The 21,393-nt window shown below is 53.7% G+C and carries 19 protein-coding genes and 3 pseudogenes; 10 read left to right on the top strand and 12 right to left on the bottom strand.

What is annotated here, in order from left to right; all coding sequences use genetic code 11:
• Positions 1-547: 547 nt before the first annotated feature.
• From E3W21_RS31405 to E3W21_RS03760, 7 genes are all read right to left on the bottom strand, one after another.
• Positions 548-721: a hypothetical protein gene (locus E3W21_RS31405; RefSeq protein WP_256661493.1), complete on the bottom strand. Its 174-nt coding sequence runs from the start codon at positions 719-721 to the stop codon at positions 548-550.
• Positions 722-1,318: 597 nt separating this feature from the next.
• A complete protein-coding gene (gene copD, locus E3W21_RS03785) occupies positions 1,319-2,257 on the bottom strand; it encodes a copper homeostasis membrane protein CopD (protein WP_134418507.1) in 939 nt (312 codons plus the stop codon).
• A 3-nt stretch (positions 2,258-2,260) separates the two neighbouring features.
• Positions 2,261-2,644: a copper homeostasis periplasmic binding protein CopC gene (gene copC, locus E3W21_RS03780; RefSeq protein WP_129443753.1), complete on the bottom strand. Its 384-nt coding sequence runs from the start codon at positions 2,642-2,644 to the stop codon at positions 2,261-2,263.
• A gap of 602 nt (positions 2,645-3,246) precedes the next feature.
• Entirely contained in the window at positions 3,247-4,725 is a 1,479-nt protein-coding gene (locus E3W21_RS03775; protein ID WP_134418506.1) for a multicopper oxidase family protein, read from the bottom strand.
• Between the two features lie 11 nt (positions 4,726-4,736).
• Entirely contained in the window at positions 4,737-5,294 is a 558-nt protein-coding gene (locus E3W21_RS03770) for a hypothetical protein (protein WP_305955666.1), read from the bottom strand.
• A gap of 129 nt (positions 5,295-5,423) precedes the next feature.
• Positions 5,424-6,812, bottom strand: a complete 1,389-nt coding sequence (locus tag E3W21_RS03765) for a heavy metal sensor histidine kinase (RefSeq protein ID WP_134418505.1) — start codon at positions 6,810-6,812, stop codon at positions 5,424-5,426.
• Positions 6,809-7,498 carry a heavy metal response regulator transcription factor gene (locus tag E3W21_RS03760; RefSeq protein WP_129445161.1) on the bottom strand — a complete coding sequence of 230 codons (690 nt, stop codon included), beginning with the start codon at positions 7,496-7,498 and terminating at the stop codon, positions 6,809-6,811. Before E3W21_RS03760 ends, E3W21_RS03765 begins: the two co-directional genes overlap by 4 nt.
• Before the next feature lie 358 nt (positions 7,499-7,856).
• Between E3W21_RS03760 and E3W21_RS03755 the strand changes: the two genes are divergently transcribed.
• The 8 genes and pseudogenes from E3W21_RS03755 to E3W21_RS03715 all read left to right on the top strand — a co-directional run bounded on the left by E3W21_RS03755 (position 7,857) and on the right by E3W21_RS03715 (position 15,430).
• Complete coding sequence (locus tag E3W21_RS03755; protein ID WP_134418504.1) at positions 7,857-8,111, top strand: DUF2933 domain-containing protein; 255 nt, start codon at positions 7,857-7,859, stop codon at positions 8,109-8,111.
• A gap of 2 nt (positions 8,112-8,113) precedes the next feature.
• Positions 8,114-10,467 (top strand): annotated as a pseudogene (locus E3W21_RS03745) (heavy metal translocating P-type ATPase).
• A 112-nt stretch (positions 10,468-10,579) separates the two neighbouring features.
• Entirely contained in the window at positions 10,580-10,780 is a 201-nt protein-coding gene (locus E3W21_RS03740) for a heavy-metal-associated domain-containing protein (RefSeq protein ID WP_129443745.1), read from the top strand.
• Between the two features lie 336 nt (positions 10,781-11,116).
• On the top strand, positions 11,117-11,323 hold the full coding sequence (locus E3W21_RS03735; protein ID WP_129443744.1) for a co-regulatory protein PtrA N-terminal domain-containing protein: 207 nt from the start codon (positions 11,117-11,119) through the stop codon (positions 11,321-11,323).
• Positions 11,324-11,543: 220 nt separating this feature from the next.
• Entirely contained in the window at positions 11,544-13,496 is a 1,953-nt protein-coding gene (locus E3W21_RS03730; RefSeq protein WP_129443743.1) for a copper resistance system multicopper oxidase, read from the top strand.
• Positions 13,497-13,508: 12 nt separating this feature from the next.
• Complete coding sequence (locus E3W21_RS03725; RefSeq protein ID WP_178082676.1) at positions 13,509-13,757, top strand: hypothetical protein; 249 nt, start codon at positions 13,509-13,511, stop codon at positions 13,755-13,757.
• A complete protein-coding gene (locus tag E3W21_RS03720) occupies positions 13,729-14,793 on the top strand; it encodes a copper resistance protein B (RefSeq protein ID WP_178082675.1) in 1,065 nt (354 codons plus the stop codon). Before E3W21_RS03725 ends, E3W21_RS03720 begins: the two co-directional genes overlap by 29 nt.
• Positions 14,794-14,958: 165 nt before the next feature.
• Positions 14,959-15,430: pseudogene (locus tag E3W21_RS03715) on the top strand (DUF411 domain-containing protein).
• Positions 15,431-15,659: 229 nt separating this feature from the next.
• Here the strand turns inward: E3W21_RS03715 and E3W21_RS03710 are convergent.
• From E3W21_RS03710 to E3W21_RS03700, 3 genes are read right to left on the bottom strand one after another with little or no spacing between them, the layout of a single operon-like run.
• Positions 15,660-15,842: a DUF1289 domain-containing protein gene (locus E3W21_RS03710; RefSeq protein WP_017341650.1), complete on the bottom strand. Its 183-nt coding sequence runs from the start codon at positions 15,840-15,842 to the stop codon at positions 15,660-15,662.
• A 43-nt stretch (positions 15,843-15,885) separates the two neighbouring features.
• Positions 15,886-16,851 (bottom strand): CDF family Co(II)/Ni(II) efflux transporter DmeF, encoded by a 966-nt coding sequence (dmeF, locus tag E3W21_RS03705; RefSeq protein ID WP_134418503.1) that lies wholly within the window; start codon positions 16,849-16,851, stop codon positions 15,886-15,888.
• Between the two features lie 11 nt (positions 16,852-16,862).
• Positions 16,863-17,138: a metal/formaldehyde-sensitive transcriptional repressor gene (locus E3W21_RS03700; protein WP_034139899.1), complete on the bottom strand. Its 276-nt coding sequence runs from the start codon at positions 17,136-17,138 to the stop codon at positions 16,863-16,865.
• Between the two features lie 360 nt (positions 17,139-17,498).
• Between E3W21_RS03700 and E3W21_RS03695 the strand changes: the two genes are divergently transcribed.
• Positions 17,499-18,806, top strand: a complete 1,308-nt coding sequence (locus E3W21_RS03695) for an MFS transporter (protein WP_134418510.1) — start codon at positions 17,499-17,501, stop codon at positions 18,804-18,806.
• A gap of 132 nt (positions 18,807-18,938) precedes the next feature.
• Here E3W21_RS03695 and E3W21_RS03685 read toward each other — a convergent pair whose 3' ends face one another.
• The gene (locus E3W21_RS03685) at positions 18,939-19,226 is read right to left on the bottom strand and encodes a metal-sensing transcriptional repressor (RefSeq protein WP_129443739.1); all 288 of its coding nucleotides are present in this window, start codon (positions 19,224-19,226) and stop codon (positions 18,939-18,941) included.
• Between the two features lie 566 nt (positions 19,227-19,792).
• Here E3W21_RS03685 and E3W21_RS03680 point away from each other — a divergent pair.
• Positions 19,793-20,449 carry a class I SAM-dependent methyltransferase gene (locus E3W21_RS03680; protein ID WP_134418502.1) on the top strand — a complete coding sequence of 219 codons (657 nt, stop codon included), beginning with the start codon at positions 19,793-19,795 and terminating at the stop codon, positions 20,447-20,449.
• Positions 20,450-20,498: 49 nt separating this feature from the next.
• Here E3W21_RS03680 and mnmH read toward each other — a convergent pair.
• Positions 20,499-21,316 (bottom strand): annotated as a pseudogene (gene mnmH, locus E3W21_RS03675) (tRNA 2-selenouridine(34) synthase MnmH); the annotation flags it as partial.
• Between the last annotated feature and the right edge of the window lie 77 nt (positions 21,317-21,393).

Genomic DNA, 21,393 nt, shown 5'->3' with positions numbered 1-21,393 from the left:
CCGCAGGCACAATCGGTTGGGGACTACGAAGCCTTGCTGCCATGGAACTGCTCGCCAGAGATGCCACGGTAAACGACTGCCTCATCTTGAGGTAGGTGTAGTTCGTGGATCGGTTACGATGCAATGCTACTTTGATGACAGTGTTGAGCACCGAAGCGCCACTGATTGCAACCAGCCAATAGGCTGCTGTACGCCAGGCTCGTGTCCACATGAGCCTTGCTTCGGATTCCGCATCGCTACAAGAAACCTATCCGTGTGGACGGGCTGCTGGCAGGCAAGACACCGGTAAAACTGATGGTGTATGGCTGAGACTAACTCTATCGCATCACTTTACTGCGGGGTGGGCTCAACTCGGAACAACCGGTTTTCACACTCTGAAGGTTCGCCGGTTATTCCAATTTCTACCCCGCGCCTGCGCGATAGCTTTCCAGATCTTGCCTTCGTTCTGCGGCAGATAGACATCACGCTTGATCGTCGCCATCGCCCACTCCTGAGCATTACTCAGACTCTGCTCCAGGTAGGCGACGGCATCCTGATGGAGTAGTGGTTAGGCCCGGCTATGGTGCCTTGCGTGCAACTGGCTAACCCGCTGGAGAATGCCTTCCTCATATTCTCGCCACGACATGCCGTCCCCCCCCACCGCCGCATCGCGGTGGAGCGCATAAAAGCTCTGCGCTAATAACTGCGGTGTGATGTGGTGCAGCAATGCCGTGAACTGCATGCCCTTGTTCCTTCGGGCTACTTCACGTACACCTTCAAGTCCCATCGACGCGCAACTGATCCGGCTCAGTGTCCGGGGCGCGGGGGGCATGTCAGTGTTTCCCTTGGCTACGTCCCTTTCCTCCACTATCTCCGCAGGGCTAGACCCTTTGTTCGATGGCTTCTCAGGTACTACGGACGTATTCGACTTCTCAGCAACGTGGACAGCAGGGTTACGGCTTTTGGCCTTTCCTGCTCCGCCCGGTGCTTGCGCACCGGGCACCGCTGAGATCTCCCAGTTTCTGTGCGAAGGACTTCCCGATGTGCACCTCCGCCAGCTTTAACTGGCGCACTATGCGTCCGGCTAAGCCATCTATACCATTGGTCATCCGGCCAGTGGTAGAGCCCTATTCAATCCTGTCGATTTAATAAAGAGCAGTGATGGTGGGAGTACTTGGCAGCAGCTTAGATAGCCCTCTTCAGACGTAGAGAACATTTGATGCGCCCCTCCTCTACCGGCATGATAATCGGGAGAAAACAGCCAATTACGCGATGAGTTTATTTCATACAAACAACGCGAGATAGACGCGTAGAAGAAAGCAACTCTAAACTTTCAGGTCTATACCGAGCTCATATCCATCTCCGGACTCAAGGTTCCTAGCCAAGCGACAAGACACACGATAATCACTGCAACGGAGAACTCAAAGATCATACTACGTCGTAAGGCATTAACGGCGACGGCATGGTCTCCTCTCTTGATTGAGCGCTCTAACAGGGGGCTCAAATGGAAGCGATTTAGAGACGCCAATATAACCATCCCTGCAAATAGCAAAACCTTCAAGAGCAGCAATATACCATAAGTGCTAAGCATCACCTCGTCCAAGGCCGGACCTACAATAAAAAGGTAATTTACTATGCCGGTAACACCTAGAGTTACGACAATTAGCGCTCCCGCTGATTCAAATCCAGTCAGAACCCGGGAAAGAACTCGTATTTCTTGTTCACCGTTAAGTATCTTCTCACGCAGCAGTAAAGCAAATGCAGCGAGAGCCCCCATCCAGCCCCCTGCGGCCAAAAGGTGAAATATGTCGCTGGTAAAATGCATATAACGACTGCCGCCCTCGTCCATCGCGCCATGTCCTGTCCATGCCAAAGTCGCCAAAGCAATCGCAGAAAAGACGGTGACAGCCCATAGGCTGAGACTTGGGAAACGCTTGTTAAGTGTAACGGCTATACCGGCCATCACAAGGGAAACTATTCGCACCATCCACGTCAAACCGACGTCGGTTCCCATAAGAACCATTTCAAATATATGGTGATGCAGCTCCATTAGCTCTGAAACGCCGCTCATCGCTTTCGCAAGAAACAACATAGCAGCAAGGGATAAAACGGTACCAATAACTACCGCACCTAAAAGGAGCGACTCAAAATTCAAGACAGCGCCGGATACTCGCTCTTTTCCCTTGAGGCTGTACAATCCAAAAATTGCTAATCCAAACAGCAGCATTAGATCCAAATAAAGAGCGAAACGAAGGGCGATGTTGATTGAGTCGCTCATAAATCATTTCACTTTAAATGTAACGTTGCCTGTAATGGGATGAGTGTCTGAAGAAACAGCACGCCATTCGACCTTGTAAGTACCAGTGGTCAATGGTGCAGCGGGCGTGATGACCATCGTTTTTGGATCGTCGCCGCCTGAGACGCCAGCCTTAACTCCCATCGGCGAGTTCGGCATGCCCGGCATGTCGGTCATGATCAGTTTCGCTCCTGAGAACTGAGTCGTGAGGTTCTCCGAGAAGTGCAGTTCGATCTTGGAAGGTGCTCCGGCGGTCGAGCCCTCCAAAGGGCTAGAAGACACCAACTTTGGATGCGCTTGTGCCACAGCACTCAAAAGCAACCCTGCGGTTAGTGCAACCATCACGGTGGTAGTTTTAAAAGGTGACATGCAAGACTCCTCACAGCATAAGCTGTAGATTCGAGGTTTGGCGGGGAAGATCTAGTTTTATATTTTCGATCAGGCTAAAACCACATAACACAGCCAAATGCATAAACCGTCATGGTATTAACTGAACTTAGGTAATTGATCAAAGACTCTTGTGTCTTAGAGCTGAGCCACGATGCCACATTGCAGCCGACTGGTCGATTACAATTCAGTAAGCTTGGTGCCCAGATCTCTGCCTCAGCATTGTGGTGACAATCGACTCGGACGACCCCAACCGGGACGGACGGTAATGGCTAATAAGAGATGCGTCGCGTTACCTGTTACTCCATCGATTGGATACTACAGCCAATGAAACTGGACGGGTATCTATCGAAAGCCTCGTGATTTGTCTCTACACCGAAGTCTGAGCTGAGGTTTGGAACAGGACTCGCGATTAGGGTGAGTGAACGAGCCACATGATGCTAGCTTCAAAGCTATCCGTTTTTCATGGGATAGGTAATGTGCGCACCAATCGATCAGAACCAGCTACCTCGGCCTCGCCAACCCCGAGCAACTCCCTGCCCTTACAGCCAGTCCTGTGGTCCATAGCGACGCGCAGCTATTGTTCAAACCACTTTGAGCTGCCCCATCATTCCCGTCGCTTCATGTTCTAGAATGTGACAGTGGAACATACGCAATCCGGACCATCGCTGGACAGTTTTAATCCGTACGATCTCATTCGAACGCAGGTTGACCGTGTCCTGCCAGGCACGGAATGGAGCAGGCGTGATCACCCCACCCAGCTCTCGCTCAACTACTTGGAACTGGGTGCCATGCAAATGGAAAGGATGATCCATATCAGAGCGATTGACGAGTTCCCATAGTTCCACCTCGTTGATTTTGCTTACGAGGTCGACCCGCCCCATGTCGTACTCCTGATCGTTGATCAGGAATTGCATGCGATGAGTACCATTGGCCATGTTCATTTTTTCGCTGAACACCACCTGTTTGTGTGCTACGACCGGACCGAGATCGGCTACTGAACCAAGCCTACCAGGCAAGGCAGCCAGAGCTGTTGTTCTGACCGCCGTGAAATCGACCGTTAGCAGAGACATGACCTTGTCAGGCTCGACGTCGCCCATTTTGCCGCGTGAGTAGATATTCGCGTTCAGCTCTATGCGATCACGAAGGCTGCCAGCATCGACGATCAGTTCGATCCGCTGGGCAGGTGCCAATAGGTATTCCGCCTGTACAGGTTGAGGGGCTTCAAGCAAACCGCCGTCGGTACCGACCAGGGTCAGCGTGCTACCGGGTAATGTGAGTTGCAGATAGCGGGCACTACAAGCATTCCAAACGCGCCAACGCTCACGACCTCCCGCGTCAAACGGCAAGACTGGTTGACGCTGAGCGTTGACCAAGGCGAACTGCCCTTCGCGGCCATTCATCCAATCATTGGAATCGTTCGGGGCGATGGCGGCGTAGCGGTCGAGTTTGAGGTCGGAGACCACCAACAATCGCTCAGGCAGTTCGGCCAGTGGATCCTTTCGCGACCGCACCAACAGTGGCCCGGCTAATCCACGGTAGGCTTGTTCAGCCGTGTACTGATGTGGGTGGGGGTGGTACCAATAGGTGCCCGCACTCCCCTGCGGCAGATTGAAACGGTAAGTATGGCGTCCGCCAGGTGGCACCGGATCATGGGGATTACCGTCTTGCTCGGGCGGAATTGGCAGACCGTGCCAATGAATAGTAGAGGGTTGCTTGAGGTTGTTGATGAAGGTGATCTCCACCATGTCACCCTCAAAAAGCTCAATCAGCGGACCAGGTAAACTGTCGTTATAGGCCCAGAACTCGGTCGATGCATGTCCGGGGATCAAGGGCAGCGTGAGCGGCGCAGCGGTCAGAGTGGCTTGAAAATGGCCTGGAGTGCTGCTCGAATTAGCCAGTTTGGGTAATTCGCGCAGTGTGGCACCAGCCGGTAGTAGATCTGATGCAAGCAATGATAATCCAACAGGCGCCGAGGCCATATCTACGGCTGACCACGCTTGCAGCCAAGGCGCCGCCAACCCTGCAACTGCCACCCCGCCGAGGAAGGTTCGGCGCTGCATTGGGTACGCCTTCATTTGGACATCTGCATGTTCATCATGCTGGACTGCTGATCCATCATTTGCATCATCATGTCCATCATCCCCGTGCCACTGCCGTTTTCTGACTTAGACATACCCATACCCTTGCAGTGGTCACCTGAGTGCATGTCCCGCATCATGGCCATGGACCCCTTCATCGTTTGCATGCTCTCTTGCATGGCAGCCCGGCGCTCTGTCGGAGTCTTGGCTGCGGCGACCTTGTCGTGGGCGGCCTGCATTTTCTGCATTTGCTCAGCCACGGCTTTGTCCGTGGCAGGCTTGGTCTGCCCGCTTGCCTGGGCTGAGGGCGTTTGAGCGTCGTCTGGATGATGAGTGTCAGTGGCGTTAGCGAGTACAGCAGCGCTAGTGAGTAGGAGCGCTAGAGCAAACTTCAGTGGTGCTTGCATGACGATCTCCAAGGGTAAGAGGGGAAAGCTCGCATGGTTACCGTGGAACGCAAAAAAGGCAGACACCAGAACCAAACCAAAGATCAGCCTCAAGGGCGTCTGCCAGAATGAATGCTTCGAATCTAAAAATTGGCTCTCTGCCAATTTAAGAATAGCTCTCGCCTGTTTTCGGAGCGTTGATATAGGTCAAACAGAAGCGCACATCCTGCAAAACTAACGTCCATGTTGGATGGAGTTCTTGGGCGTGGAGCCGACTAAAGGGCGTCTCCAAATTCAGGCGCGTTTCAGTCCGGCACTAGGGAGTTCAATATGAAAGCCAGTTGTTCCATTGGACGAGGTGCACCAGATCCTGCCCTCATGAGCTTCAATGATTGATCGAGTGATCGAGAGACCCAGCCCAGCGTTGCTAGGACTTCCTTCACGTCGTGCAGGATCTACGCGGTAGAAACGGTCAAATAGTTTCTCAAGGTGTTCAGGCGCAATGGTCTTCCCGGGGTTTTGCACCGTCACCAATGTCGACGTATTTTTCTGACGGATATCCACACGGATGGTTTGCCCCTCTGGCGTGTACCGTAGCGCATTTGAAAGCAAGTTCGAGATCGCCCTGCGTAACATCAATACGTCACCCCGGACACTTCCTGCCCCCGAAACGCTAAGCTCAATGCTGCGCTCATCAGCCACCAGACGGTAGTATTCAAGCAGCTTCCCCACCTCCTCCTGTAGGTCTATCTGATCGTTCTCTGGCTTGAGCAATCTATTATCGGACTTAGCCAAGAAAAGCATGTCATCGATCATGCGAGACATTCGCTTCAAATCATCCAGGTTCGAGTACAGATTGTCTTCGTAGTCCTCGATGTTCCTTTTTCTTGAGAGCACCACCTCAGTGTGGGTCATAAGATTGCTGACCGGGGTCCGCAGTTCGTGAGCAATGTCTGCGGAAAAATTCGACAGTCGCACAAAAGCATCGTCCAGACGTGACAGCATCGCATTGAATGACGACACCATCTGTTGAAGCTCCTTTGGAACGGGCGCCAATGGGATGCGCTCTTTAAGTGATTTAGCAGACATGGATGCGGCGACCATGGTTACCTGACGAATAGGACGCATACCGCTGCGGGCAACCATCCATCCCAGCCCCGCACTAACGAGTGCGCTGATCACGAGCCCTATCCAGAACCATCGCTGAAGGGTCTCAAAGAAAAACATGTGCTGCGTAACATCAAAGATCAAGATCACCGTCAGTGGTTGGTCCTGCCCGAAAACCATTGCCTGGGCCGTGACACCTCGGTAAATATGATCTTCGTCCCGCCACTCCCACATCGTGTTACCTAACCGTGTGCGGAATTGCTCTGGGACATCAACCGGCCCTGGGCCAGAGAAAAACAGCTTTCCGTCGCGGTTCAGAATGATCGCGGTCAAATCACGGTGAGCCCCTAGCAAAGCCTCCAACTGCGGCTTTAGCTCACTGAATTTATCGATGCTGCGCATCTCACCCAAAATCCTTTGGGCCGAGCTTAGTTTTTCGTCCAGGGTTTGCTGATCCAGCATTTCGAAATGACGTTGACTGAGGTGATTGAAACTGACTCCGGCAACGGTGAGGACAACCGTCACCGAAAGCATGAACATCAAGCTCAGGCGTGTTGTCAGGGATAGGCGGTTCATTCAAGTTCCGTGTCTGGTGAATCGAGCATGTAGCCCATGCCGCGAGCGGTTTGAATGAGTTTGACCTCAAAGTCGTCATCAATCTTCGCCCTGAGCCGCCTCACCGCAACCTCAATCACGTTGGTATCGCTGTCGAAGTTCATGTCCCAGACTTGCGAGGCAATGAGCGATTTCGAGAGTACTTCGCCCCGACGACGAAGGAGCAGCTCCAGCAGCGCAAACTCCTTGGCCGTGAGATCGATACGCTTGCCTCCTCTGATAGCCCGGCGCTTGAGCAGGTCAACCTCAAGATCGGCCAGTTTCATATGGGTTTGCGATGGCGCGCCACTCCCTCGACGCAGCAGAGTTCGCACCCGAGCCAGCAACTCAGAAAACGCAAAGGGCTTAATCAGATAATCATCTGCTCCAAGCTCAAGCCCCTTGACCCGATCTTCAACACGGTCTCGCGCAGTCAGAAAAAGTACAGGAACATCCTTACCTGATGCACGCACCCTCTGTAGGACTTCCCATCCGTCCAAACCCGGCATCATGACGTCAAGAATCAGCAGGTCATATCCCTCGTTCAAGGCGTGCTGAAGGGCCTCCGCGCCGTCGGTGAATCGATCAACACTAAATCCAGCCTCCGTCAGCCCCTGCTGTAAATAGATACCTAATGTCGGTTCGTCTTCAGCAACCAAAAGTCTCATGGGACGGATCTCAAATTGATAACTAGGCTGAGTTTGCAACGAATAAGCCTGCTCCATCAGAAACTGACAGAAAAGTAATCTTAGCTTCAGGTGGATGTCGGCCGAGCGTTGCCTCGTGACGAGCATGAATACTTGCATACACTCGTCCGCAACGTCCGCGACCAAGTTCTGATCAAGAGCCCATCGAGCCCTTTCCACACAAGCACCGGCCCTTCGGAGCCACCACCGGTCTGAATGGTCACTCAGCGTAATGTGTAGTACGCGTGACTTGATCGAGGTCACAGTTTTAAAACGAGCATTGACTACGCTCAAGTATCAGACTCACGGCAACTCTTGCCATAACAGTGGGAGCTACATCATGACCCCTCATCAGCATTCTGTTGAAAACGCGGGCCCTCCATTTTGGAGGAGCAAAATGGGTGTCGTACTCATCATGCTGATTGCGATTGGCGCCTTCTACCTGGTTCGGGAACACTTCGGCCATGTTTCGCCTTATCTGCCCTATCTGATCCTTTTGATCTGCCCCTTGATGCATTTTTTTGGACACGGCCATGGGCACCATGGTGGACATGCCGACTCGGCAAAAACCAACAAAGATGAGAAAGGAAACTAGTCATGCCCAACGCCACAAGTCACCTAGACCACACCCATCCTGCGAAGGTCCTGGATGAAGGTCTACGCGATCCGGTGTGCGGCATGGCAGTTACCCCACCAATCAAGTTCAGCGAGATTTACCAGGGGCAGACGTATAAGTTTTGCAGCCTGAAGTGCCAAGAGAAATTTCGAGCAGAACCGCAGCGTTTTACCGCTCCACCGTTCAATACCGATCACTCCAGCAATACCTCAACAGCAGCTGAAACGCAGGAAGCTACTGAGTACACCTGCCCTATGCATCCAGAGATACGTCGGCTTGGCCCCGGTACCTGCCCTAAATGCGGCATGACATTGGAACCGGTCATGCCAGTGCTGGAAGAGGAAGAAAACCCCGAGTTCAAGGATTTCACCCGTCGCTTTTGGTGGTCGTTGCCATTAACTGTGATCGTGACGGTACTCGCCATGGCGGGACACTCGTTGCAACTCTTCCATGGGGCTATCCAGAACTGGATCGAGCTTATCCTCGCAACCCCTGTAACCTTATGGGCTGGTTGGCCGTTTTTTGTGAGGGGCATCGATTCGATTCGTCATCGCAGCCCCAATATGTGGACCTTGATTGGCCTGGGCACAGCAGCTGCGTATCTTTACAGCGTCGTAGCCACGCTGTTTCCCCAGAGTTTTCCCACCACCTTCATCCAAGAGGGTCGCATCGGCGTCTACTTCGAAGCCGCAGCCGTAATCATCTCGCTGACCTTGTTCGGTCAGATGCTTGAACTCAAAGCTCGATCACAAACGTCTTTGGCTATTAAGTCGCTACTTGGCCTGTCTCCGAAAACCGCACGCAGGATCAATGCCGATGGCAAAGAGGAAGACATCCCTCTAACGCATGTACACAAGGGCGATCACCTCAGGGTCAGACCGGGTGAAAAGGTTCCTGTCGATGGCTCAGTGCTGGAAGGCGAAAGCGCGGTCGATGAGTCGATGCTGACCGGCGAGCCAGTCCCTGTGATGAAAAGAAGCGGTGATAGCCTGATCGGTGCCACGCTCAATACCCATGGCAGCCTGGTGATGGAAGCGCAGAAAATTGGTGCTGAAACCGTGCTGTCGCAAATCGTTCAGATGGTTGCCCGTGCCCAACGCTCTAAAGCCCCCATGCAGCGCATGGCCGACGTCGTCGCGGGTTACTTTGTGATGGGCGTAATCGCGATTGCCCTACTGACTCTGTTGGGATGGGGCTGTTTGGCCCAGAGCCTGGCTGGGTCTTCGGCCTAATCAACGCTGTCGCTGTGCTTATCATTGCTTGCCCCTGCGCTCTTGGGCTTGCGACACCAATGTCAATCATGGTTTCCACCGGTAAAGCGGCCAGCATGGGGGTTCTGTTCAGAGATGCCGGCGCCATCGAGAACCTTTGCAAGATCGACACGCTGATTGTGGATAAGACCGGAACCCTGACAGAGGGTCGTCCGGTGTTTCACAGTGTGGAAGCCACACAGAAGTTCGTTGCCAATGATGTACTTCAACTGGCCGCTAGCCTTGATCAAGGCAGTGAGCATCCGCTGGCTCACGCCATTGTTGATCATGCCCTTGCTGAGAATCTGGTCCTAACCAAACCTGAGTCGTTCGAGTCCGGTTCTGGGATCGGGGTCAGTGGCATGGTCGATGGCAAGAAAATCCAGTTGGGCAATACCGCCTTGATGGAAGAGGCAGGTGTGAACATCAGCCCCCTCAAGAACCGCGCCGAGCAATTGCGCCTTGAGGGCATCAGCATCATCTACCTGGCGGTCGATGGAATACTGGCGGGGTTGCTGGCGGTGTCAGATCCGATCAAGCCGACCTCCAAGGAGGCTGTCACCAAACTCAAAGCCGACCATATAAAGATCATCATGGCCACCGGAGATGGCCTCACCACGGCACGGGCTGTCGCCAAGGAAATGGGTATTGACGAGGTACACGGTGAGGTGAAACCCCAAGACAAGGAGCGTCTGGTCGCAGACCTCCAAAAAACGGGGCGACGCGTTGCCATGGCGGGCGACGGTATCAATGATGCTCCTGCTCTGGCCCGAGCAGATGTAGGCATCGCGATGGGGACAGGGACAGACGTCGCGATGAACAGTGCGCAGCTTACTCTCGTAAAGGGTGACTTGATGGGGATTCTCCGGGCGCGGGCCCTTTCTGTCGCGACGGTAAAAAACATGCGGCAGAATCTGGGTTTCGCCTTTATCTACAACTCGATGGGTATCCCACTCGCCGCGGGTCTGCTGTATCCCCTGACTGGACATCTCTTATCGCCGATGATCGCGGCCATTGCCATGAGCGTTAGCTCCGCATCCGTCGTTTTCAATGCACTGAGGCTGAGGAACACTCAAGTAGATTGAGATCAATGCCTTATTTAAGCCACAACGTAGACAACTCTTGACCTTCCCATCATGTCAGCGTTGATGCTGTGGTTGCGGCTAAATGGGGCTGCTCAACACAAGAGGAATACCTATGTTCGTCTTAGAAGTTTCAGGCATTGGTTGTGGAGGCTGCGTCAGTAAAATTACCAAAGCCATTCAGTCGCTGGATAACCAGGCAACCGTTTCGGTGGATCGTGCCGCCGGCAAGGTCAACGTCGAAAGCAACGAAAGCCCAGAGCGCTTGCGTTCAATTGTTGAAGCACTTGGCTTCCCTTCCAAAATCGGCATCTGAGAGCCCCGGTCGACCTGCGCGCTCACGTTTCTCATGAACACTTTTTTCTAGCGTTCATTTCATATACCAGCGCGCAACGGAGATGGCTTGATCCAACTCTGATCAATTAGCTTTGTATGGAAACCTTCAGACCACCAAGACGAAATGCCTACTCCGAGTGCAGTCAGGAGGCTATTCCGTAAGGAAATCACAACCTGACACAACCGTAATACTCACTTAAGGCTTCTGACAGGTTGCGGGTTTTAAGATTGCGTCGCGTCTTGAGCTTAGCCCCCACGAATTACGTCTTGATGTAGGTTCAACGGGGGTAGCCAAATCTTATCCGAGGATACCCATATGAAATCCATGAAAACCCTATTTGTCATCGCAGCCTTGGCCGTTTCTTCTCTGGCATTGGCCGAAGGTGGCAGTGATCGCGTATTCGCACGCATGGAAGCAGCCAGACAGAACTCCATGGAAGCGTACCAGGTAGCCCAAAAGCAAGGCACTCAAACCCCGGTAGCAGAGAGCAAAGACAAAGGTGACGACCACGCCAGTTGCTGAGTAGCTTGGGGGGTTCCCAAGCTGACAGAAATGTAATCACCTTGATGGTCCAGATGTGGCAATTTCTGAGTCCGCTTGCCGTATCCATTCGTCTTTGGCAACGGTGTGCGAAGCTCATCCGGGCTAAGCACTATTTCCCGAGATATTGCCTTCAACCTGTATGAGCAACTCATTAGTTGTTTATCACGGCTTCCCTTTTGACTGATTGGACATAAACGGCATGCACTCCAAAACCTCTAGGCGGACATTCGTTAAAGGCCTGGCCGCAGGCGGCATTCTCGGTGGTCTTGGTCTGTGGCGCACTCCTGTGTGGGCAGTGAGCAGTCCTGGTCTGCCGAGCGTACTCACCGGCAACGAATTTGATCTGTTTATTGGTGAAACCCCTGTAAACATCACCGGCTCGCCGCGCACAGCCATGACCATCAATGGCTCTTTGCCGGGACCACTGCTGCGCTGGCGTGAAGGGGAAACGGTCACCCTGCGTGTGAAAAATCGCTTGGACCAAGACACCTCCATTCATTGGCACGGGATCATTCTGCCCGCCAACATGGATGGTGTACCGGGCTTGAGTTTCCATGGCATCGCACCCGATGGCATGTATGAGTACAAGTTCAAGGTTCATCAAAACGGTACGTACTGGTACCACAGCCACTCTGGATTACAGGAACAGGCAGGCGTTTACGGTCCAATCGTGATCGACTCACAAGAGCCTGAACCTTTTCAATACAACCGCGATTACGTGGTGATGCTGACCGACTGGACCGATGAGGATCCTAGTCGCGTCATGGCCAAGCTCAAGAAACAATCGGACTACTACAACCACCACAAACGTACCGTGGGAGACTTCATCGACGATGTCAGCAAGCAAGGTTGGTCTGCTGCCGTAGCCGACCGAAAGATGTGGGCTGAAATGAAAATGAACCCCACCGATCTCGCAGACGTCAGTGGGGATACTTACACCTATCTCATGAATGGCCAGGCTCCTAACGGTAACTGGACCGGGATTTTCAAACCGGGTGAGAAGCTGCGCCTACGCTTTATCAACGGCTCGGCCATGAGCTACTTCGACGTTCGTATCCCTGGTTTGAAAATGACGGTTGTCGCCGCCGATGGCCAGCACGTCAACCCGGTCAGCGTCGACGAATTCCGCATCGCCGTAGCAGAAACCTACGATGTAATCGTAGAACCTGCCAATGAAGAGGCCTACACCATCTTCGCCCAGTCTATGGATAGAACCGGTTATGCACGGGGAACCCTGGCAGTTCGCGAAGGATTAAAGGCACAGGTGCCTGCCCTCGACCCTCGGCCTCTTTTGACCATGGATGACATGGGAATGGGCGGTATGGCGGGCATGGACCATGGCAGCATGGCTGGTATGGGCGGCGGTGATATGAAACAAGGTGACATGTCCACCATGGCCGGCATGGACCATAGCAAGATGACTGGCATGGACCAAAGTGACATGACCGGGATGACCGGCATGGACAGCGGTGACATGACTAACATGGCAGGTATGGATCACAGCAAGATGGCGAGCATGGACAAAGGCGACATGTCCAACATGGCCGGCATGGATCACAGCAAGATGGCAGGGATGGATCATGGCGATATGTCGGGAATGGCTGGCATGGGCGGCATGGGTGGAGAAATGCAGACTCACCCAGCCTCTGAAACCAACAACCCCTTGGTCGACATGCAAGCCATGAACCCCACGCCAAAGCTAAACGATCCTGGCATCGGGTTACGAAACAATGGTCGTCGAGTGCTCACCTACTCTGACCTGAAAAGCACATTTCAGGACCCTGACGGTCGTGAGCCCAATCGCACCATCGAGCTTCATCTGACCGGTCACATGGAGAAGTTTTCGTGGTCATTCAACGGCATCAAATTCTCTGACGCCGAGCCGCTTCGCCTGAAGTATGGCGAGCGCCTGCGCATCACCCTGGTGAACGACACCATGATGACCCACCCAATCCATCTTCACGGCATGTGGAGTGACCTTGAGGATGAGAACGGCAAGTTCATGGTGCGCAAGCACACGATTGACATGCCGCCAGGTACCAAGCGCAGCTATCGAGTCACCGCTGATGCCCTAGGTCGCTGGGCCTATCACTGCCACCTGCTTTTCCATATGGAAATGGGCATGTTCCGTGAAGTTCGGGTTGATGAGTAAAGGAGACGATCTGTGAGCACATACCTAAATCGTAAATCGCTGGTGGGTTGCCTCTTTGCCGTTGGCCTGCTGGGTGGACTTTCGTCCACGGTGCTGGCAGGGGAAAATGGTAGCGATCATTCACCTACTATTCCTGCTACAGCAACGGACAAGCCTGCGACTATGGCGAACGATTCGAAGCCCGATCACGGGTCAATGGACCACAGCAAGATGAGCCATGAGTCGATGGATCATGACCAAAAAACCAAAAAGGCAGATTGAGATCATGACCAGTAGTTTTCTACGCTCAATGCTGATGGCACTGGCAGTCTCTACCAGTCCTGCATTCTTTGTCATGGCCCAAGCCGCTGAAGAGATGGATCCGTCGATGGCGATGCCATCAAGTGCGGACTCAAAGCCTTCGACTGCGCAAAAATCCAAGCCAACCACAGCGAAAGATGGCGCGATGGATCACTCCAAGATGGACCACAGCTCAACGGGAACCATGGACCATAGCAAGATGGGGGCTATGGATCACAGCAAGATGAGCATGGACGACGGGCAAATGGACGGCATGGAAAGCATGGATGGAGGGGCGACTACCACGAGCCGAACCCCGGTGCCCGTACTTACCGACGCTGACCGTGCCGCCGCCTTTCCAGATGTGGCTGGTCATGGTGTCCACGACAAAAAACTCAATTCCTTCATGTTACTGGATAAATTTGAGTACCAGGATGCTGACAACGGTAGTGCGTTGGCCTGGGATGCAAAAGGATGGATCGGTGGTGACGTTGATCGTCTGTGGTTGCGCTCGGAAGGTGAGCGTACCAATGGCGTAACGGAAAACGCTGAACTCCAAGCACTTTGGGGGCACGCCATCGGTCCATGGTGGGATGTCGTCACCGGAGTTCGACAAGACTTCAAGCCTGGGTCGCCCCAAACATGGGGAGCGCTCGGTATTCAGGGCATGGCCCTCTATAACTTTGAAGCCGAAGCAACTGCTTACATCGGTGAGAATGGTCAAACCGCTGCTCGTCTTGAGGGTGACTACGACATTCTGCTGACCAATCGCTTGATCTTGCAGCCAACAGCCGAAGTAAATTTATACGGAAAAAATGATCCTCAGCGCGGCATTGGGTCTGGACTGGCCAACACCGAAGTAGGTTTCCGATTGCGTTACGAGATTGTTCGCCAATTTGCCCCTTATGTCGGGGTTACCTGGAATCGCTCCTACGGCAAGACCGCCGACCTGGCCAGCGATGAAGGAGAAAAGACCAACGAGGCTCGATTTGTAGCAGGTATTCGGATGTGGTTCTGATTCGATCTAGCAACGCCATCAAGAGCTTTGAATGATCGGGGAACCACCTCCCCGACTCAAGGGTAAGACCATCAACCAAACCTAAGCAGCCGTACTGAAAGCTCGGGTGAGAGTTCTGCTTTTTCGCGGGATATCCCAACGCGGCCAAGGTAAAAGGAAATATTCATGAAAGGTAGCTTCCGACTCTCAAATCGATTTATGCGTATCGCAACATTCGCCGCGCTGTTCATCGTTTCAACCGCTCAAGCGGCACAGGCCCTGACCATCGATGTTCATCGAGATGCAAACTGCGGATGCTGCAAGAAATGGATTCAGCATCTTGAGGCCAATGGCTTCAACGTCATTGATCATGTAGAAACCAACATGAGTGCTGTCAAACAGGACCTCGGTGTCGCTCCACGACTCTCGTCTTGTCACACCGCGATGATCAACGGAAAGTTTGTTGAGGGCCACGTTCCCGCTGAGCAAATAATTGCGATGAGTAAACGTGACGACCTTCTCGGGATCGCCGCTCCTGGCATGCCGCTAGGCTCTCCAGGAATGGAAGTCGATGGAGTACATGAGGCTTATCAGATAATCGGCCTGCCTGACCAAAGCCGGCACAGATCAGGTCATTGCTGAATACCCCGAAAACTAATCCCGCCCCATCCATCCCGTCACGGCATGGTCACCGTTCATGGCCATGCAGCGGGACATGCTCTGTCGATTTCATTCTCAAGCAATTCGCCAAGGACGATCAGCAACAGTTGTACAGGCGCGCTTGCACCGCATCGGATAACCCCGTACCGCTGTCCTCAATAACAATTTGTGTTTCGGCTGAAAAAGTAGAAAACGTAGAAAACGTAGAAAACGTAAATGACGGTGGTTTAAGAGTTCTTTTTTTGCAGGCTTTTCAGACGCAGGGTCGCGCGTTGTACAGCGGCCATTTTTTCTGGACGCTTCATTCGCTTCCATTTTCTGATGTCTTCCTTGGTGCGACCGCAGCTGACGCACAGTTCGCTGTTCAGCTGGCAAACAGAAATACAGGGATTTTCGATGTCCTTGGCCATTGTTCAATTCCTCGTCGAACTTACGCGTGCTACGGGTTCATGGCTAAGCCAGAACGGCGACCTGATCGGGTGAATCAGCGCCCAACTTCGTGCGGTACTCAACTGTCAGATGAGTGATCTCATGAACCGTCGCAAGCCGTTCTCGTATGTTTTCTGCATTCACTGCCGGGCTGCCCAGAACACTCACAATCGCGGCGCGGGCTTGCGGCCCCACCTGCCAGACATGAAGATCAATGATCGAAGCATCTCCCGGTCGCTCAACCAGTTCACGAATCTCTTCAGCGACATGATCATCTGTCTGGTCGAGCAATACACCCGCAGTCACCCGCATCAACGACCAAGCCCAGCGTGCAATGACAACTGCACCCACAATCCCCATTGCAGGGTCGAGCCATACCCAACCAAGGTATCGACCAGCAAGCAGTGCTGCGATGGCCAGAACCGAAGTCAGTGCATCTGCAATGACGTGAACGTAAGCAGAGCGCAAATTATTGTCGTGACCATGCGCATGGTGAGATTCATCGTGGCCGTGGTCATGCCCATGGTGATGATCATGACCGCCAGACAGCAAAAGCGCGCTCACCACATTCACTGCTAATCCGACAATTGCGATAAGAGTCGCTGTCTGGAATTGCACTTGAGTCGGTTGAAAGAGACGGAATAGCGACTCTCCGGCAATTCCCAAGGAGACCAGTCCCAATATCAGAGCAGAGGCGAAGCCACCCAAGTCTCCCACCTTGCCAGTTCCAAAACTGTAGCGAGCACTTGAGGCATGTCTTTTTGCGTAACCGTAAGCAGCTGCGGCTATGCCAAGTGCTCCAGCGTGCGTTGCCATGTGAAAACCATCGGCAAGCAACGCCATTGAGCCAGTGAGATAACCTGCGGTGATTTCAGCAACCATCATTACGACGGTCAGGGCCACCACCCACAAGGTTCGCTTGGCGTTTTCGTCATGTGATTTCCCAAGGAACATATGGTCGTGGGAATAGTCGGTGTACGAATTACTCATCTGAGCAAATCCTATTTGGAATAGCGGCGAATGGCTTCGAGAAGTTCATCGACACCTTTCGCTCTTTCTTCGTTGCTGAGTGTCGGATTCGCGACGTGTTCACGAGCGTGGTCTTCGATGATTTCATCCATCAGCCCATTGATAGCGCCACGGGTCGAAGCGACCAAAAGCAAGGTTTTCGAGCAGTCATCATCAGAGTCGAGTGCTCGCTCAATCGCCTGGATTTGCCCAGCGATTCGCTTTACGCGTTTAAGAAGATTGTCTTTGCTCGATCTCATATGACCCATACCATACCCCCCCTACCTATAATGAAAGTATGATCACACGTTCCAACTAGCCATACAAGCCAGGGAGGGAATACATCCGACCGGCAGCGTCGCAGCATTTGAATGCTGCAATCGAAACATTGAGCACGTCGCCTCGCCGTGCAGAAACAATACAAGCCGTATGGGCGGGCCCGCACTTCAATAATTCGATAGATGGCGTAGCGCCTATTTCTTGAGCTGCCATGGTCTATGGTTTAGGATCGAACTATATCCCCCCAGGGGGGATATTCGCACTCAACAGAGACGAAACCAGCTGATTGCGTCTCTTCGTGAAAAGTTCGGTAGCCGCCTGGTCACGCACTTCGCCACTTGAGATATTTCATCCTGAAAATCCTAGCCAACCGAACCTACCGTCATCTCTTTCTCGCCCAAGTGATTGCGCTCGTAGGTACTGGTCTTGCCACTCTCGCACTGGGCCTACTGGCGTTCGACCTTGCAGGCGCCCAAGCGGGAGCCGTCCTCGGTACTGCGTTAGCGATCAAAATGACGGCCTACATCGGCGTTGCGCCGATTGCAGCGGCTTTTGCAACGCGTCTACCTCGTCGGGCAATGCTGGTCTCTCTGGATCTAGTGCGAGCGCTGGTCGCGCTCGCACTGCCATTCGTGACGGAAGTCTGGCAAATCTACGTGCTGATTTTCGTCCTTCAGTCCGCTTCGGCAGCGTTCACCCCCACGTTCCAGGCGACCATTCCAGACATACTGCCGGATGAAGACGACTACACCCGCGCCTTGTCGCTATCGCGTCTTGCCTACGATCTTGAAAGTGTCGCCAGCCCGATGCTCGCCGCCGCGTTGCTGACCGTGATTAGCTTCCATAACCTGTTCGCCGGAACTGTCATCGGGTTCCTTGCCTCAGCGGCCTTGGTCGCCACAGTGCTGCTGCCAAAGGCGAAGGAGACGCCGCGACGCAGCATCTACGAACGAACTACCCGTGGCATGCGCATATTCCTGGCCACCCCTCGCCTACGGGGGCTGCTGGCTCTTAATCTGACAGTAGCTGCCGCCAGTGCCATGGTCATCGTTAATACGGTGGTGCTGGTGCAGTCGCGCTTCGCTCTGCCTCAGAGTTCTACGGCATTGGCGCTGGCCGCGTTTGGTGGCGGCTCTATGATCGCAGCCTTGGTCTTACCTCGGCTGTTGAAAAACATCAAAGACCGGACGGCCATGCTATTCGGCGGAGCAATATTGGTCGTCGGCCTAGGCCTTGGTATCAACCTGACGACCTACAACTTCCTGCTGCCTCTGTGGATACTGCTGGGCATGGGCTATTCCTTGGCCCAGACCCCAAGCGGTCGGCTATTGCGTCGCTCGGCACATGCTGAAGATCGCCCGGCGCTGTTTGCCGCCCAATTTGCTCTATCCCATGCCTGCTGGTTGGTTACCTACCCATTGGCGGGATGGCTGGGTGCCAACATCAGCCTCACGGCATCGTTTGTTGGGCTCGTTGTCGTGGCTGGTAGCGCATTGGCGGTCAGCATAGTGATCTGGCGTCCTGCTCATGACCAAGAGTCGATCAAACACACCCATGAGAACCTGCCGGACGATCACACTCACCTCGACGGCCAAGATGGGGCGGATCACGAACACCCATATGTGATTGACGATCAGCATCGCCGCTGGCCAAGTTGAGGGGGCTTTAGTTCTTAAGATTTTGCCAACCCTCAGATCAGAAACCGTAGAGCTTGCGGAGCGGCAAGATGGCCCGGATAGAACCAGTGGCCCCACTGCCCCACTGGCCAAACCTTGTAGGTCATGACAGACCTAGAGGTATTTAGTGATTTGCTTGAACGCTTCCAGTGGTGCGCGCTCGCCATTGTTCAACGCCGAGACGGTGTCCTCCAGGCAGTGATCAATGTGATCCTGGATGAACGTTCGCTTGGCCTGACACACCGCTTTTTCCACGGCATGCAGTTGCTGAGCAATGTCGACGCACTCACGACCGTCTTCGATCATGGTGATGATGCTGCGCAGATGACCGTCGGCCCGCTTGAGGCGCTTGATAATCGCCTCATGGGTTCGGTGCGTATGGGGATGATCGTGTTCACTCATGACTTGAGCCTCAGACCCGATAAATACGCCGACATCATATCCCCCCGAGGGGATACATCCAAACGTATTTCAATCATGAAAACGAATCGAAATGCGAACACTCTGGCCAGAAAACCCAGAGAAAAAGAGGCTTTGAACTTGATGACTATGTTGATTGCTTGAGACGAGATGCATGGCCAAGTTAAAAGCACAGGCCATGTTTCGGTGCATTGGCCACAGTTCGCTCCGTTGCGAGTTTGTCCGTCCGGCAGTAGCTCAAAATATTCTATTCAGTCGGCGTGGCGGTCGCGGCAGGTGACTACCTTCATAGGTGCTGCTGCTCTGCCGCGCTGGGCGGTGCAAAGTTACCTCCATCGCCAATATGTCACTGCTAAACCCATCACACACGATGGACTAATCTCAGACATCTGGACCGCCACATCACCCACGGAAAGTGATAAACCGTACGCTGTGGAGTTCTTATCGTTACTTAAGGAGACCACAGCAGCAATCCCTGACGTTGAGCTGATCGCCTAAGCAGGTATATGTGGCGGCCCCATAAACGTAAAGCACCAGTGAGGACTTACATGCAAAGTAAAAGACATTGGGAAAATGTTTACACCGAGAAGGCATCTGACGTTGTTAGCTGGTACCAGGAGCATGCCGACATGTCGCTGGCGTTAATTCGCCAGACGGGATTGAGTCTTGATGCGGTGCTTATCGATGTCGGTGGCGGTGCTTCGACCCTGATCGATGACCTCCTCAAGGCCGGGTACCGGAACTTGACTGTGCTAGATATTTCCGTCTCCGGACTGGACGTCACACGCAATCGACTTGGTGAACATGCAGCCTCGGTGCACTGGCTGGAAGCTGATGTTACTACAGCGATTTTTCCTAAGCATAAGTATGACTTGTGGCATGATCGCGCCGTTTTTCACTTCTTGACCGAATCGGGAGATCGCGCGCGCTACCTGCATGCGCTGGACCGAGCGCTCAAACCAGGAGGCTTCGTAGTCGTTGGCACATTTGCCGAAGAGGGTCCGGATCGGTGCAGCGGCCTTCCGGCCCAGCGTTACAATGTTGACCACCTAGCCGCGGAATTTGGCGCCCAGTTTGAGATGCTCGGCCATGCGAGTGAAGAGCACCACACTCCGAGCGGAGCTGTTCAGAAATTTCTATATTGCTACTTCCGCAAGCGAGCACAAGAGGACTTAGGAAAGCTCAAAGCGTACCAACGCGACTGACACCCCTAGTGACATCCAGCACCGAATGACTAGCAGTATCAACCACGGCCTAACGGCTGGCTTTACGTTCAGCCAGGTAAGCGATGACCGCGTCTTGCTCGCCAGCAAATCCGATACGACCGGCTTTGCTCTCGCGCTGGTGGGCGTACATCGGGTCGTAGTACTCGCGCAGCAGACCTTCGATCCACCCACGGTGCATCTCCACCCACTGCGCTGCTGCACATCAAGAGCGGAATGCATCATCGCCTGTAACCATTGATGGCGCTGACCGCCCAAGCGCTTGTTGATCTTGTCCAGGCTTTGCAACAAACGCCCGGCGAACAGGCTGAAACCGCTCTCTTCCCCGTGGAGCGTGACGAACTCGGCGCAGAGATTCACCACATAATCGCGCAAGATACGCTCGACGCGGTTGTCGAAGCGGTCCTCCAGCCACACCAACGGGTAGCGCTGCATACCGTGGTGCAACTCCAGCGGCACATTGCAGGTGCCGACAAGGCGGCTTTCGTCTTCCACTACGAATTGTTTGATACCCGCCGCACGCCTCTTGAATATGTCTAGGGCCACGAGGTTCTCAAAATCAATCTGCGCTGGCTGGTCGGTGACGCGCTTGCCGAAGCTAGAGCCTCGGTGGTTGGCATGACTTTCCAGATCCAGAGCATTGGGCAATTGCGCAAGTACATCAGTCTTGCCAGTGCCGGTCATGCCACCGACGACGAACTCACACGGCTCAACTGCCGACTCAATGGTCTCCAGCAGGAAGGTACGCATGGCCTTGTAGCCACCGATCACCCGTGGGTATTTGATACCGGCTTCCTTGAGCCACTGCTGGACGATCTGTGAGCGCAACCCGCCCCGAAAACAGTGCAGGCCCAGCAACTCCATTCGAGCACTGCTCACCACTATCTTGGTCACGGCCTCCTGTTTATCAGGCGCTGCCGAGTCCG

The organism is Pseudomonas sp. F01002 (genome assembly GCF_004402115.1).
Classification (GTDB): domain Bacteria; phylum Pseudomonadota; class Gammaproteobacteria; order Pseudomonadales; family Pseudomonadaceae; genus Aquipseudomonas; species Aquipseudomonas frigoris.
Note: the sequence above shows the minus strand (reverse complement) of the source record. Positions and strands in the feature narration are given on the sequence as shown.

Bases quoted from the DNA above. Each gene is read 5' to 3' on its own strand.
- E3W21_RS03765 (WP_134418505.1), bottom strand. From the start codon at position 6,812: ATGAACCGCCTATCCCTGACAACACGCCTGAGCTTGATGTTCATGCTT.
- E3W21_RS03775 (WP_134418506.1), bottom strand. From the start codon at position 4,725: ATGCAGCGCCGAACCTTCCTCGGCGGGGTGGCAGTTGCAGGGTTGGCG.
- E3W21_RS03740 (WP_129443745.1), top strand. From the start codon at position 10,580: ATGTTCGTCTTAGAAGTTTCAGGCATTGGTTGTGGAGGCTGCGTCAGT.
- E3W21_RS31405 (WP_256661493.1), bottom strand. From the start codon at position 721: ATGCAGTTCACGGCATTGCTGCACCACATCACACCGCAGTTATTAGCG.
- dmeF (WP_134418503.1), bottom strand. From the start codon at position 16,851: ATGAGTAATTCGTACACCGACTATTCCCACGACCATATGTTCCTTGGG.
- E3W21_RS03730 (WP_129443743.1), top strand. From the start codon at position 11,544: ATGCACTCCAAAACCTCTAGGCGGACATTCGTTAAAGGCCTGGCCGCA.
- E3W21_RS03720 (WP_178082675.1), top strand. From the start codon at position 13,729: ATGACCAAAAAACCAAAAAGGCAGATTGAGATCATGACCAGTAGTTTT.
- copC (WP_129443753.1), bottom strand. From the start codon at position 2,644: ATGTCACCTTTTAAAACTACCACCGTGATGGTTGCACTAACCGCAGGG.
- E3W21_RS03755 (WP_134418504.1), top strand. From the start codon at position 7,857: ATGACCCCTCATCAGCATTCTGTTGAAAACGCGGGCCCTCCATTTTGG.
- E3W21_RS03685 (WP_129443739.1), bottom strand. From the start codon at position 19,226: ATGAGTGAACACGATCATCCCCATACGCACCGAACCCATGAGGCGATT.
- copD (WP_134418507.1), bottom strand. From the start codon at position 2,257: ATGAGCGACTCAATCAACATCGCCCTTCGTTTCGCTCTTTATTTGGAT.
- E3W21_RS03710 (WP_017341650.1), bottom strand. From the start codon at position 15,842: ATGGCCAAGGACATCGAAAATCCCTGTATTTCTGTTTGCCAGCTGAAC.
- E3W21_RS03735 (WP_129443744.1), top strand. From the start codon at position 11,117: ATGAAATCCATGAAAACCCTATTTGTCATCGCAGCCTTGGCCGTTTCT.
- E3W21_RS03760 (WP_129445161.1), bottom strand. From the start codon at position 7,498: ATGAGACTTTTGGTTGCTGAAGACGAACCGACATTAGGTATCTATTTA.
- E3W21_RS03680 (WP_134418502.1), top strand. From the start codon at position 19,793: ATGCAAAGTAAAAGACATTGGGAAAATGTTTACACCGAGAAGGCATCT.
- E3W21_RS03700 (WP_034139899.1), bottom strand. From the start codon at position 17,138: ATGGGTCATATGAGATCGAGCAAAGACAATCTTCTTAAACGCGTAAAG.